Source organism: Chloroflexota bacterium (genome assembly GCA_016887485.1).
Classification (GTDB): Bacteria; Chloroflexota; Anaerolineae; order Anaerolineales; family Anaerolineaceae; genus Brevifilum.
On record CP069394.1, the window covers coordinates 2,453,008 to 2,466,444 of the forward strand.

Here is a 13,437-nt window from a genome sequence, read left to right on the forward strand (position 1 = left end):
TTGTCATTGCGAGGAACGAAGCAATCTCAGAAGATTTTCCCGTGAGCTCAATATTCCCCATTGACCCACAACTTCTCACCATCTGTGCTGACCCGCAGCCAGCCATGCTCATAAGTATCCGATATGGGATAACCGGCCAGAAGAGACAAGACCGGATGCTCACCGTGGAGGGGCAAGTCCGACTCTGCCAGGGGGAGCAGGATCACGGCGGGCTGCCAGGCGGTTATTTGGTTCAAAGGGAAATCCTCCACATCCAGATTATCCGGCAGCAGGACCACGTCAGGCGCTTGCGGCACGTCCAGCCAGTTCTCTTCGACCTTACCGGTGGGCAGCAACGCGCTGAAATTATCCCAGGTCAGCCAAAGCACAGCCCCGCGCTCACCTGTCCACAACACCTCCAATTGGATGCCCTCGTCGAGTTGGAGCGACTGCCCAACTGCCATTGGTATGATTTGGGTCCCGCTGGTTTCAAGCACGGTGTAAACGGTTGTAGTGGTCTGGTTGGCTTCCGGGTCCACGCCCCACAGCGCCAGGTCAGCGGGATGATCGGACAGGCTGCCGGTCAGTGCGTTGAGGTCGTCACGGTAAGCGCTGCCCGCTACCAGGACATCCAATGCGCGCTTCCCAGCCGGCAGCATTTCTCCCAGCTTTTGGTTGAGGGTGGAGGGGCGTTTGCCGCCACCGATCAGCACGGTGTTTCCGGTTGGCGTTCGGATCAGCACTGTCCCTTCCTCATCCAATACTGTGAGGTGCAGTTTCCCATCCGGTGCACCCAACACCCTGCACCAGGTCAGCACAACCAGTCCTGACACAAGCAGCAGACCGAGTTGCGGGGTCAATACTTTTTTCAGGGCCCGTTGCTGTTGGGCTTTGGGGATCAACGTCAGGAAGAAGAGTAAGCCATAGAAGAGTAATAACCAGAGCGCATTGAACTTTGGCAGGGTGAAGTCCCCACCCGGCAATCGGGCCAGCAGGGTGACCACCTTGATGGTATAGGTCACAAAAGGCGCGGCCAGCACAGCCAGCAGACGGCCCAACCCCGGCAGGAGCAGACCTCCCAGCATAGCAAGTCCGCCCAGGATCATCACCAGCGATTGGACTGGCAGGATCAAGGGGTTGGCGATCAGGGCGATCCAGGAGATGCCGCCGAAGTGATAGGCCATAATTGGGAGGGTCATCACCTGGGCGATGATGGTGAACAGGAAGAACTCTGAGATTGGACCAATCAGTCGTTCCGCTTTTTCCTCAGCCATTCTGGCTTTCATCACGTTCAGGAACCACTCTTCAATAGGCTGCGCATAAAGCACCAGGCCCAGGGTGGCAGCGATCGAAAGTTGAAACCCAACGTCCCAAGGAATATTCGGATCATGCAGCATCATCCCCAGGGCAGCCATTCCCAGACTGTTGAGCCCGTTTTGCCGGCGGCCAAACATACCGCCAAAAACGCCTGCCGCGCCCATGATGGCAGCTCGCACCACGGCAGCATCCGCACCAACCAGGATGGTGTAACCACTGATGCCCACTAAGGCAGCAATCGAGCCCCATTTTCGTCCCAGCAGGCGCGTGGTGACCCCCGTGAAAAGCCCGGCCAGGATCGCGATATTGAACCCTGAGATGGCAATAATGTGGGTCGTACCGGTCCGCTGGAAGGCTTTTTCCAATTGGGGTGAGAGTCCCTGATCACGACCCAGCAGGATCCCAGCCAGCAGGTCGGATTCCGGGGAGGGGAATTGGGTGTGCAGGGTGGCGTAGCCCTTTTCACGCAGTGTGAAGAGCGCTGCGCGGATGGAGCTGCCACCACCGCTGTCTATTCGGCTGACCGTGGCATAGGCCATCAGGCTTCGGATCCCCTTGCGGGAGAGGTAGTCCTGATAGGAGAAATCAGCATTGTCATAAGGGACCTGTAGCTTGCCGGTGACCTGCAGCCGGTCGCCATAAGCCCAATCCTCTCCGGGTGGCACTTGCAGCAACACTTTTCCTGAGACCCCCAGGGGATTGACCAGAGTGGGAGCGGCTTCAATGGGCTGCAGTTTTTCCACCATAATGGTCAAGTTGATGCTGGTGTCACGGGGGTCAGGCGCATCCACGACCATTCCGATCAACTGCACGGTGCCGCGGTTGTTGTAATAAGCCAGGTCCTGGGGTGTGCAGCTGGGGAGTGCTGCAGCCATCCGCCAGCCTCCCATGAGGGACGTAGCCACCAGGAGAGCGGTTGGTAAACGTCGTTCAGCTCCGACCCATCGACGGAGGCGATGCGTGAAAGAGAACCGCTTGGGCAGCGTGTAGGCAAGGACCAGGGATAGTGCCATCAATGCAAATCCTGCCGCCCAGAACCATCCGGATAATTTGAGGGTATCTTCGATCAGGATCCCCGCGGTACAGGCCAGTGCCATCCAGAAGAAAGGCAGAAATCCCTGAAGGGGTGAACGGGCTGGTTTGAGGTCCTTTGGAGCTGATTGCATCTCAATTTCCTCCCAATTACTCAATTTTATCAAAGTTTTAGGAGAAGTCGGTTCAGAGTAGATGTAACCAAAATCGGACAGAAACCATCATAATAAATAAAACTAAGGAGTTATGAAATTATGAAGAACATGAGTAGTTTAGATCGCATTTTGCGCATTATTATTGCTGCTGGCGTTGGAGTACTTTATTTTATCGGTGTGCTTTCAGGCGCTTGGGCTATTGTTTTGGGTGTTCTGGCAGTGATTTTTCTCATTACTGGGCTAATCGGCTTCTGCCCGCTGTATAAATTATTTGGGATTGCCACCCTGAAGAAGAGTGAATAATTTATTTCTTCAATTAGTAAAAACCGCTGGTCATTGACCAGCGGTTTTTTGTTAGTTATATTCTTCGCGGACTTTCGCCAACACTTCCAAGATCTGCGGGTGAATGACGGGGTTAGCTGCGGCGATGCTGATAGGGTCTTTGAGGTAGTCGCTGCCGCCAAAGATATTGGTGACCACGCCACCCGCCTCCTGGACGATCAACCCGGCGGCTGCAATGTCCCAATTGTGCACGCTCTTCTCCCAGAAGCCATCCAGTCGTCCAGCCGCCACATAAGTCAGATCGAGGGCAGCGGACCCTAACCGGCGGACAGTTTGGGCGGCCAATGAAAAATGATAGAAATCGTGCAGGTTGTCATCCGGTGCGCCCCAGCGATTGCCAGGGAAACCCGTGGACAGCATGCAATCCACCAATTTCTCATAGGACGAGACATGGATCGGTTTGCCATTGAGATGAGCGCCTTCACCTAATTCTGCGCTGAAGCACTCCTGGCGGACGGGATCATAGACCACACCCAGGGTCACTTCGCCCTGATAGGCATAGGCGATGGAAACGCAGTAAAAGGGAACCCTGTGGGCAAAGTTCAATGTGCCATCTATGGGATCAATGAACCATTGATGCTCTGCCGTTCCGGATGTGTGACCTGATTCCTCGGCATTGATGGTGTGATTCGTGAAGGCTTTCTTGATGGATCCGATGATGAAATCTTCTGAGGCCCGGTCCACACGAGTGACCAGGTCTTTCTCGCTTTTGTGTTGAATATCCAATTCGCCATCGGCCATATCCTGCAGGATCTTTCCGGCATCAAGGGCAAGTTGCTTAATAAAATCGAGTGTAGGCTGCATGAGATCCTCTTCTCAGTTGTTGATTTCCACCGGTTGATTCTAACATAGAGCGTCATTCGAACCAAACCCATTCAAAAGTCGAAAGTTTGGCATTTTGAGGGCACAATGCTGTAAAATGGAGTTAATATTGGTAGATTTTGCTCACAGGTGACGTCCGACCATGTGGGCGTGAGAATTAGGACAAGTTAGGATGGCAAGCCATGTCAGAGGCCAAACCTCTCCCAAAATTTGCTGTATTGCAGCTTTCAGGCTGTGCAGGTTGCGAAGTTTCCCTGATCAATGCTACGGAGTGGGTCGATAATTATCAACTGGTATATATGCCGCTGGTTGTCTCAACGACGGCTGTACCGGATGATACTGAGATTCTCTTGGTCAGCGGTGGGGTGCGCAATGACGAAGATATCTACAATTTGCGAAAAGCTGCTGCGAAAGTGGATCGGGTCATAGCGGTTGGCACCTGTGCGATTTCCGGCGGGGTATCCAACCTGGGTGACCGGGATGACGTTCGCAATATATTCCTGGCCCAATCCACCCGCCATCACCTGCCGCACCTCTTACCCAAGAGCCATCCCATTGATGCTTTTGTGGATGTGGACCTTTACCTGCCGGGCTGCCCGCCAACGCCGGAGCTTTTCATGGCCGCCCTCACCGATCCGGAAGGCTATGAGGCTGGCAGCATTGTCTGTGTGGAATGCGGACGCAAGAAGCTGAAAGATATGCGCCCCACGCATTTGGTTGGGTTTCAGCAGGGTGAAGTCCTGCCGGATATTTGCCTGATCAATCAGGGTTACCTCTGTGTGGGATCATCCACTCGGGGTGGTTGCCGGGCGATCTGCACCAAACCCGGGCACCCTTGTGTGGGCTGCCGGGGACCATCCAATGCCTATATAGAAAAGGAATCTTCGGTCTGGTTTGACCGTGTTCAACAGGTATTTGAACGAATGACCGATATTCCGCCAGAAGAGATCAAGGAGGCGCTGCATTCTCCGCAGCTTTCGCTGTTCCTGTTCCAATTCACAGATTATTCCGAAGGCGGCCGTCCGCCGAGACCGAAAGAAAAGGTGTTGTAAGATGACCACCCTCAGATTCCCCCTCAGTCGGATTGAAGGCCATGCCCGGGTTGAAATGGAAGTTCAGGATGGTGAGGTCGTTTCAGCCCAATTTCAGGCAATCGAGATGCGTGGATTTCGCTATTTTGTACAGGGGACGCCCGCTGAACAGATGCCGGTGATTGTCCCTCGGATTTGCGGTGTTTGCTCCACAGCCCACCATGTCGCCTCGGTCAAGGCCTTGGAAAATGCCCTCGAAGTTGAACCGCCAAAATTAGCTAATGAGATCCGCGAGCTGCTCTTGCTGGGCCAATTGATCCAGAACCAGGCAACCTCGCTCTTTATTTTCACCATGCCCGATCGGGTGGGTGCCAGTTCCATCTTTCACATGGAGGACAGCGAGGCGAACCCGGAACAGCAGCTCAGTCTGGCCCAACGAGCGCTCAAAGTGCGCCAGATCGGCACTAAATTGATTACCCTGGCCGGCGGGCAATTTATCCATCCGGTGAAAGCGATCATTGGCGGTGTAACCAGCGGGATCAAAGCCGAAGACGCCAAACAGATGCTTAAGGAACTGCAGGATACGATCACGACCGCCTGCGAGTTATTCGATGAATATTGGGATATGTCTCTGGCGATGAAGGAGCGAATCGGTACCTGGGGGGATGACGAACCAGCTTGTTACATTGCCTCGACAGGCGTTAACCGGCCGGAATTCAACAGCAGCGTTATCCGGGTACTGGGTCCCAATGGAAATGAAAAAGCAACCTTCCCGCCGGAGAGCTTCCGTGATTTTTTGGATTATCAAACAACAGACTACAGTTTTGCCGGGAAATCGAGTTTTGAGGGGATGGTGCTGCGGGCTAACAGTTTGGCAAGGATGAACCTGACTCGTTCCATGGGAACGCCCTGTGCGGATTATTATTTGGAACGGTTAACCACGGAATTTGGTAAACCGGCGCACCCGATTTTACTCTTTGACCTTTGCCGCGGGATTGAACTGGTCTATGCCTTTGAACGTGCGATTGAAATGCTTTCGGAGGATTTAGACTACGAAGACACCTCGGTGCCCTACAGCCTGCGGGATGGTGAGGGGTATGGCCTGGTGGAAGCGCCGCGCGGTCCACTAATCCATCATTACACCATCGAGAATGGCCTGATCGCCGATGCGGAATTCATCATCCCCACCGTGCATAATATGGGTGCGATCGAACGAGCCCTGAAAGTGGCCGGTGAACGGTATATTACCCCGCAGGGTATCAACCTGGAACTTGAAAAGGCTGTCGGACGGGTCGTCCGAGCATTTGACCCCTGCATTGCCTGCGCGACACAGTAGTTGTTTTGTCATTGCGAGGAACACCCGAAGGGTGTGACGTGGCAATCTAAGAATTTCAGATTTAGGTGAATTTGGAAAGAGTACCTACTCTTAGCTAAATAAAAAGCTGAGATTGCTTCGTCGCGCTTGGCAGCGCTTCCTCGCAATGACAAGAATTACCCCTTTTGATTTATGAATTCCGCTATTATCTCCAAAAGTTCTTCCAGTAGATAAGTTTTACCCTTATTAGCAAGTTCATCCGGGATGCCATAAAAGGCCTCGGCGATTCCACCGGTGATATTCGTCAGGGTGTCGCTGTCACCGCCCAATGAGATGGCGAGGCGGATCGCGTTTTCGAAGTCCGTGGACTCCAGAAAGGCGATGATCGCTTCCGGGACCGTCCCCTGGCAGGAAACGTCGAACTGGTAGCCCGGCCGGATCTCAGCTAAGGTGCGGTTCAGGTCATATCCAAAGCGACCGTTGATTTCATCTCGGATGACAGCCTTATCCGCGCCCTGACGGGCCAGCAGGATGGCCAGAGCGGTGGCCTGAGCGCCTTTGATCCCCTCGGGGTGGTTATGGGTCACGGCTGCGCTGCGTTCGGCTTCCGCCAGGACGTCGGCAACTGTGTCGAGGGCGAAACCAACCGGACTGACCCGCATGGCTGAACCATTCCCCCAACTGTTATAGGGCTGGGGATCTTCCGACCAGATCCATTGGGCGAATCGCCCGCCATAGCCGCGGCCAGGGTAGCGGCGGGAGAAATCCTGATAGGCGCGGGTGTAATCCCCATCCGTCAGCAAGGCATGCGCGGTCGCTGCGGTCAGCACGGTGTCATCGGTGAAAAAACATTCACGTGTAAAGAATTCAAAATCGGGGGTTTTGATGTTGTGCCATTCATAAACCGAACCGACGATATCACCGATCATCGCACCAAGCAACTCCGCCTCCTTGTGATCTTATTTAGATGTGTTTTTCAGAATTAGAGGGCTAAAATCTCCGGGCCAATCCGGTGAAAGTGAACCCGGCAGCTTCCCATTGGGCTTTGTCCCAGGATTTAACGCCGTCAAAAACAAGCTTTGCAGGGGTCATCCCTGCGATCTCGACGGGGTCCAAGGCTTTAAATTGGTCGTGAGCCACAGCCAGCACGATTAGGTCAGCGTTCCTGAGGGCTTCTGCGAGGGTGTTCACTTGGTGGATGCCGGGTAGTCCCGATTCAGGTTTAAAGGGCTCATAGGCCAGGACTTCCGCTCCACGGGCTTGCAGGTCGTGGGCCAGCTCAACGGCTGGGCTTTCTCGCAGGTCATCCACATTGGGCTTGAAGGCCAGCCCCAAAAAGGCAATGGTCTTGTCTTTTATAATGCCGGCGGCCTGTTCGACCAGATCCGCAACGAAAATGGGTTGGGCATCATTGATCTCACGCGCTGTACGAACCAAGCGGGCGGTTTCCGGTGCGGCTTCGACTAGGAACCAGGGATCCACGCTGATGCAATGGCCGCCGACGCCGATCCCAGGGCGCAGGATCTCCACCCGAGGGTGCCGATTGGCAATTCCGATGGCTTCCCAGATATCCACGCCAAATTTTTGAGCCAGGCGGGAGAACTCGTTGGCGATGGCGATATTGATATCGCGGGAGGTGTTTTCCATCAGTTTGACCATTTCAGCCGTGGTGGCATCGGTCAGGATGATGTCACCCTGAACAAAGGTCTGATAGAGATCTCGACCGGCTTCCGCTGAGGCGCGGTCCACACCGCCGATGACTCGGGCATTGCCCACCAATTCTTCCAGGATCCGACCGGGCAGCACCCGTTCCGGTGAATAAGCCAGCAGGAAATCCTGACCAGCTTTCAAACCGCTCTTTTCAAGGATGGGCGCAACGACATCCACTGTGGTCAGTGGAGGGGAGGTGGATTCAAGGATCACCAGGTTGCCGGGCCGTAGGTGGGGCATGATTGATTCGGCGGCTGATTCAACATAGCGCATATCGGCTGATTTGTCATCAAAGAAGGGTGTTGGAACGGCGATGATGAAGGCATCTGCCGGGGAGACTTCTGTCGCAACCTGCAGTTTTCCCGTTTCAATTGCCTGGTGGAAGAGTTTTTGCAAACCGGGTTCAAAGATATGGACTTCACCAGCTTGCAAGTGCTTGATTACATCAGAATTGACGTCCATTCCGAGGACATTCAGGCCATGATTGGCGAAAACGCTTGCGGTCGGCAAGCCGATGTATCCCATGCCTATGATACAAAGCGATTTAAATTTCATCATTTGTTTCCTTGTGTTAAAAAGCTTTCGTTGTAATTCCAGCCAGAATTTTACCGCAAAAAAACGGCTGGCCTGTTTAGGTCAAATTTACATCAATAACGGTGAGATTAATCAGAAATCTCGTTGACTTCAATGAGAGTGAAGGGTATCCAATCGGAATTTGATAGAATGACCGTAAACCGGCTTACTTCCTCGCCTGCGGCGATTGCCTCTTTTATTTCCTGGGATGTGTAATGGGGATAGAGCACATAATCAATATCACCTGAATAAATAAAATCTTCAAATTGGTCAAGATCGCTGAAAGAGAAATTGACCTGCCCATGAAGTCCTGGAATGTAGTCCAAAGGATAGGAAGTTAAAATTTTGATATCGGTTGGCTTATCAGCAAAGTAGGTCAATAATTGCTCATTTAATCCTGGGCTGAATAATTGTTTTTGGAGGTCAATCTGTCTTTCAGCGAGGAACGTTTCAGTATAGGTGTGATTTAGGCCAAAAAGCAGCCCGACAATGAGTAGGATCAAAGGGAGGAAGAGCGGGAGTCGTAGGAGTTTAATCTTTTGACATACTTTAAGGATCCATTGGGTGAATCCCCAAACGCCCAGGCCAATGATTGTGGTAAATATCGGGAAGGTTATTGCCAGGTTTCGAGTGTCATAACTGGCATATGTGGACCAAATCAGTGTGTAGGGAATGACAAAAAGGATTAGTATCCAGCGCCAGAAGTTGTCAATGAAAAGGGCGGCTGGGATTGCGAGTAAGAAGAAATAGAAATACTTATTTAACTTAAGCAGGGCTGAAATTGCTGTATCTACACGATTATTTCCCTGATGGACTTTGTTTGTGGATTGGATTGGAGTGGCAATATGAGATTGCGTTTCGCCTTGTACGATTTGGACAGCCTTAATTCCATACCAGGGTATTGCGATAAGGATAATTATTGAAATGATGATAAGAATTCTCTTCCAGTTTGCCACAAAGGCTTGTTTGATTTTAATTCCAAACATGAAATAAAATCCCAAAAGGAAATTTAAACCCAGGAAATAAAGGCCCGCTTGTTTGGTGATGGCCGCACCTGCTGAAAATAGAGTTGAGAGGATCCACCATCTGTATTTCTTTTCGGTATCGTTTTCTTTATAGACATACCATAAGAAAACAGTGGACATTAACCCGAAAAAGGTCAGCGGGATATCCACATAACCGGAGGCTATGTAATCGGTTAGGAATTTCTTAAAGACCAAACGCAAGGTGATAATGGAGATAAAAAAGCCGGGATTGTTAGTTTGAATACCCAGACTAAGTAGGACGAGCATGATCATCATGGCAAAGAGCGGCATGATTGACTTGGCAAAGAACTGGACTGCATGATTTCCGATGAGGACGTAGATCATCGCCCAATTCGTTGGGATCAACTGGGGATAATCTTCTGTTTGGGCGGGGAAGGTATTGGAGCTCCAGATGGTTGCCCATTTATTCCAGGAAAGGACCGCATCCCATTTGTTAAATATTTGGCCGATATTGTAGCGGAAGATACGAAAGGTCAATTCGATGGCGACTAATGCAGCCACGAATAACAGGATAGCAAAGATATTAAGGATTGCCTTGTTTTTTTCTTCTTCATCCTCAGTGTTGAGTTTCGGAAAGATTTTATAAATAGGAGAGATGAGCCCATGCCAGAAGGTGACTATGAAATCACTGATCGAGGTTGCCAGGATGTCTTTTCGATATAGATAAACTAATGCGGCAATTTCCAAGGCTACGAAGATCAGGGCTGTGATTTGCGTGAAGATACCCAGAAGGGTTGTTACGAAGACAAATAAGTAGTTAGTGATCAGACTGATGCCCATAATGGCGGCTAATCTGAGCCAGAACCCTTTTGGCATATCAAAAAACTTTCGGACGATCAATCCGGGAAACAAAAGAACCTGGAGTATTCCGATAGTACCCAAAATGAACATAGTTGTACTCCGAATTATTGGTCGCTTGTGATATACACAATAGGCCAATTAAGAATGGTTTAGATAACTATGATTATAGCAGGTGAGAAGTTGTTGGAAGGATCTTTCCTTTTGGACAATTGAGTTATTGATTTGTTTACAAGGAGGGGATTCTCGTGATCATTGCCAGTATTGACGCCCCATCCGCCAACGGAGGGGAATCCACCGGTACAGGGTTTTCTTGAGAAAAGGCTTTACGGCAGCCGGTAATTTCCGGCCAGCCACATTCAACATTGTCATCTTCTCATTTTAGCTTAAGGATGGGGAAGAATGCCAGTCATTTTTCGCCCCGGGCTTCCGCCTGGAGCTGTTCATAGAAACCCACCAGATAGGTGTGCCGGGCCTCTGCCAGCGCTTTTCCGCTTGCCGTGAACATCCGGCCTTTTACGTTCTGTAATTTGAAGAGAAACTCGTGATAGGAGGAGTGAGGTTCCCCGGGTTCAGTCTGACCGGTTGCCAGGAAGTGTTCCGAGGGTTCCGCATAGGACGGCTGACTATCCAGGGCTGCGTAGGCGATGGTACGCGCAGCACCAATCGCACCCAACACGTCCAGTTTGTCGGCATCGAAAATGACCTGGGCTTCAATGGTCTCAGGCGAATCCTCTTTGCCGCGAAAACGGTGGGCTCGGATGCAGTGTTGGACGGCCTTGATCTTATCCTTCGGCCAACCCTTTTCAGCAAGCACTTCACCTGCGAAAATAGCTGAGGTGATATGGTGTTCGGCACGTTCCTGGCCTTCACCGCCGGGCGCGCTGCCTTTTGAGTCGTGTAATAAAGCGGCCGCCTTGACGATCTCCAGGTCTGCACCTTCAGCTTTTGCCAGCCGCTCCGCCACTCGATAGACCCGCAGGACATGGTCAAAATCATGGACGGGATCAGCATCCTGATACCAGATGCGGGCTTCTTCGATGGTGACGGGTTGCATGCCAGGGCCTACCTTTGTTTTAGATGAGTGAAATATCCAGATATCCGAACAATGCCCCCACGATGACCGCAATGGCAAAGAGAATCAGCACAATCCGGAGGATTTTTAAAGCGATCTTGATCACCCCGCGCAGGGCGAAGATGCCAATGAAAAGCACAAGCCCGGCGGCTGCCAGGATGAGGATGTTGTTAAGGGAAAAGAATTCTGTCATAATGTCCAGCCCCGATCGGTTTATGAATGAGTGGCAGGTCAGGCGATCGGGTAGAACCTGCCCTGTTTGACCACGTAGGATACGAGATTGGTGCCGAAACGATATCCCAGATGGCGGTAATCGCTGACGCTTAGGATCAATAAGTCGGCCTGTTTATTGGGCTCAAGTGAACCGATTTTGTCCGCCCGTTGGAGCGCTGCGGCTGAATTGATCGTGGCCGCGGCAATGGCCTGGGCGGGGGTTAGGCCCATCTTGCGGCAGGCCAGCGCCAGGATAAATTGCATCGATTCACCCCAGGCGGTGCCGGGGTTGGCATCCGTTGCCAGGGCCAGGAGGCCATTGGCAGCGATGATCTTCTTGGCGGGGGTGTACTCCGCTTCGTTCAATCCGAAAGGCGTGGCCGGCAGCGCCACAGCAACCGTATCTGATGCGGCCAGGGCTTCGATATCCGCATCCGAAGTTCGCACCAGGTGATCCGCTGAGGCGGCACCCAGTTCGGCGGCCAGTGAAGCCCCACCAAGGTTCTTGAATTCATCTGCGTGGATTTTGAGCGGATAGCCCAGTTCTTTGGCTGTCTCCAGAATGCGCCGGCTTTGGGTCAGGTCAAAAGCGCCATCCTCACAAAAGACATCCACAAAGGGCAGCGGCTGGCCTTTGGTATGTTCCTGCCACCATTTCTTCACCTCCGGCAGCATCCCCTCACAGAGTAGCGTGACATATTCATCGGGGCGGTCAGCATATTCGGTTGGAATGGCATGTGCGCCCAGGAAGGTGGGCACCAACGAGATCGGACCCCGCGTATTCAGCGCCAGGATCACTTCCAGTTGTTTGAGTTCGCTGGCGAGTTCCAGACCGTAACCGGTTTTGACCTCGACGGTTGTGGTGCCATACCGGAAAGCCTGTGATAATCGCTCACCGGTCTGTTCTGCCAGCGCTTCGACTGAGGCTTCTCGAGTGGCATTGACGGTGGAGACAATCCCGCCGCCGGCAGCCATGATTTCCATATAAGTTTTACCCTGCAGGCGCATCTCAAATTCACCCGCTCGATCCCCGGCCCAAACCATGTGGGTGTGGGGATCAACAAACCCGGGCATCACAACCTTGCGCTGAGCGTCGAAGGTGTCCGCTTCGGAGTAGCGCTCAAGGAGCGCCGCGCTGCGCCCTGTGGCAACGATCCGGCTGCCATCAATAACGATTGCGCCGTCCTGGATCAGGCTCAATTCGCCCAGCCTGTGACCGCGCTGCGGCCCACCGGCGAGAGTTAGGAGTTGGGAGGCATTGTGGATAAGTGTCAGGTTTGAAGGGGTCATAGTTTCTTAATTATACCAACGGCCAGGGATAGGCACGCCGGTCTTCGGGTGGGATAGGGTAGATTCCGGTTTCGAGCAGCCATTGGCCCCGCTCCCGCAGGGCGTGAATCTCGGCTGGGAGGAGGAACGGCGTCAGCGCTTCTGCCAGTGTGCCATCTGGTTCCAGTGCGGGCAGAACCATGGCTAAGTTCGCCAACAGGTTTGCCGGGATAGGCTGACCCGCGTGATCCCAGATAACCGTGCGGAGCTTGTCTTCCTTGTGAAAGCAGACGCCGTGGTCGATTAGCCAGAGCTTGCGGTTAGTGTCAACCAACAGGTGACCGGATTTGCGGTCAGCATTATTGACCAGGTGGTCAAAGAGCATCACTTCGGGCAGGCGAACCTTGTCGGCTTCGTTGAAACTAAAGTAATGGTATTCCGGGTCATGATCAATGAATTGTTGCAGTGAACCCGGCCCCATCAGCGCCTCATCCGTCCGGAAGACCGTGGGTGAGACCAAGTCCCAGTCTAGGGCTTCGCTGACCAGATAGGCAGTCACTTCCCGCTTGGCGAGAGTCTCTTTGGGGAAATCCCAAAGGGGTCTTTCCCCCTGGACCGGTTTATAAACGGCCTTGATTTCACGACCTTCGAATTGGGCCGTGACCATCAGGGTGGTATTGGACCCATAGACAAACTGACCCTCCAGAAGTAAGGTGCCTTCCTGCAGTGTTCTCAGGATGTCTTCTTTTGTTGAGTCCAT

12 protein-coding genes are annotated in these 13,437 nt (G+C 52.5%); 3 read left to right on the forward strand and 9 right to left on the reverse strand.

All coding sequences use genetic code 11. From position 1 onward, the window contains the following. Positions 1-47: 47 nt before the first annotated feature. Entirely contained in the window at positions 48-2,462 is a 2,415-nt protein-coding gene (locus JR338_11170) for a ComEC/Rec2 family competence protein (protein ID QRN82962.1), read from the reverse strand. 117 nt (positions 2,463-2,579) lie between these two features. Here JR338_11170 and JR338_11175 point away from each other — a divergent pair, with 117 nt between their 5' ends. Then, positions 2,580-2,786 carry a DUF2892 domain-containing protein gene (locus JR338_11175; GenBank protein QRN84424.1) on the forward strand — a complete coding sequence of 69 codons (207 nt, stop codon included), beginning with the start codon at positions 2,580-2,582 and terminating at the stop codon, positions 2,784-2,786. Positions 2,787-2,837: 51 nt separating this feature from the next. On the opposite strand, the gene JR338_11180 is transcribed toward JR338_11175, so the two are convergent. Further along, entirely contained in the window at positions 2,838-3,629 is a 792-nt protein-coding gene (locus JR338_11180) for an inositol monophosphatase (protein QRN82963.1), read from the reverse strand. Positions 3,630-3,829: 200 nt separating this feature from the next. On the opposite strand from JR338_11180, the gene JR338_11185 reads away from it, so the two are divergent. Both JR338_11185 and JR338_11190 read left to right on the forward strand, forming a co-directional pair. Further along, complete coding sequence (locus JR338_11185; protein ID QRN82964.1) at positions 3,830-4,699, forward strand: hypothetical protein; 870 nt, start codon at positions 3,830-3,832, stop codon at positions 4,697-4,699. 1 nt (position 4,700) lies between these two features. After that, on the forward strand, positions 4,701-6,014 hold the full coding sequence (locus JR338_11190) for a Ni/Fe hydrogenase subunit alpha (GenBank protein ID QRN82965.1): 1,314 nt from the start codon (positions 4,701-4,703) through the stop codon (positions 6,012-6,014). 155 nt (positions 6,015-6,169) lie between these two features. Here JR338_11190 and JR338_11195 read toward each other — a convergent pair whose 3' ends face one another. The 7 genes from JR338_11195 to JR338_11225 form a co-directional block, all read right to left on the reverse strand. Then, entirely contained in the window at positions 6,170-6,934 is a 765-nt protein-coding gene (locus JR338_11195) for an ADP-ribosylglycohydrolase family protein (GenBank protein ID QRN82966.1), read from the reverse strand. Between the two features lie 49 nt (positions 6,935-6,983). Next, a complete protein-coding gene (locus JR338_11200) occupies positions 6,984-8,258 on the reverse strand; it encodes a nucleotide sugar dehydrogenase (GenBank protein ID QRN84425.1) in 1,275 nt (424 codons plus the stop codon). Between the two features lie 107 nt (positions 8,259-8,365). Beyond that, the gene (locus JR338_11205) at positions 8,366-10,213 is read right to left on the reverse strand and encodes a phospholipid carrier-dependent glycosyltransferase (protein ID QRN82967.1); all 1,848 of its coding nucleotides are present in this window, start codon (positions 10,211-10,213) and stop codon (positions 8,366-8,368) included. 316 nt (positions 10,214-10,529) lie between these two features. Further along, complete coding sequence (locus tag JR338_11210; GenBank protein ID QRN82968.1) at positions 10,530-11,177, reverse strand: HD domain-containing protein; 648 nt, start codon at positions 11,175-11,177, stop codon at positions 10,530-10,532. A gap of 19 nt (positions 11,178-11,196) precedes the next feature. Then, the gene (locus tag JR338_11215; protein QRN82969.1) at positions 11,197-11,388 is read right to left on the reverse strand and encodes a hypothetical protein; all 192 of its coding nucleotides are present in this window, start codon (positions 11,386-11,388) and stop codon (positions 11,197-11,199) included. 38 nt (positions 11,389-11,426) lie between these two features. Beyond that, positions 11,427-12,698 (reverse strand): imidazolonepropionase, encoded by a 1,272-nt coding sequence (locus JR338_11220; protein ID QRN82970.1) that lies wholly within the window; start codon positions 12,696-12,698, stop codon positions 11,427-11,429. A gap of 10 nt (positions 12,699-12,708) precedes the next feature. Then, positions 12,709-13,437 carry an SCO1664 family protein gene (locus JR338_11225; GenBank protein ID QRN82971.1) on the reverse strand — a complete coding sequence of 243 codons (729 nt, stop codon included), beginning with the start codon at positions 13,435-13,437 and terminating at the stop codon, positions 12,709-12,711.

What these genes read in the sequence shown, in the direction of transcription:
- JR338_11170 (QRN82962.1), bottom strand. Translation starts at nt 2,462, where the DNA reads ATGCAATCAGCTCCAAAGGACCTCAAACCAGCCCGTTCACCCCTTCAG.
- JR338_11180 (QRN82963.1), bottom strand. Translation starts at nt 3,629, where the DNA reads ATGCAGCCTACACTCGATTTTATTAAGCAACTTGCCCTTGATGCCGGA.
- JR338_11185 (QRN82964.1), top strand. Translation starts at nt 3,830, where the DNA reads ATGTCAGAGGCCAAACCTCTCCCAAAATTTGCTGTATTGCAGCTTTCA.
- JR338_11190 (QRN82965.1), top strand. Translation starts at nt 4,701, where the DNA reads ATGACCACCCTCAGATTCCCCCTCAGTCGGATTGAAGGCCATGCCCGG.
- JR338_11200 (QRN84425.1), bottom strand. Translation starts at nt 8,258, where the DNA reads ATGAAATTTAAATCGCTTTGTATCATAGGCATGGGATACATCGGCTTG.
- JR338_11205 (QRN82967.1), bottom strand. Translation starts at nt 10,213, where the DNA reads ATGTTCATTTTGGGTACTATCGGAATACTCCAGGTTCTTTTGTTTCCC.
- JR338_11210 (QRN82968.1), bottom strand. Translation starts at nt 11,177, where the DNA reads ATGCAACCCGTCACCATCGAAGAAGCCCGCATCTGGTATCAGGATGCT.
- JR338_11215 (QRN82969.1), bottom strand. Translation starts at nt 11,388, where the DNA reads ATGACAGAATTCTTTTCCCTTAACAACATCCTCATCCTGGCAGCCGCC.
- JR338_11220 (QRN82970.1), bottom strand. Translation starts at nt 12,698, where the DNA reads ATGACCCCTTCAAACCTGACACTTATCCACAATGCCTCCCAACTCCTA.
- JR338_11225 (QRN82971.1), bottom strand. Translation starts at nt 13,437, where the DNA reads ATGGACTCAACAAAAGAAGACATCCTGAGAACACTGCAGGAAGGCACC.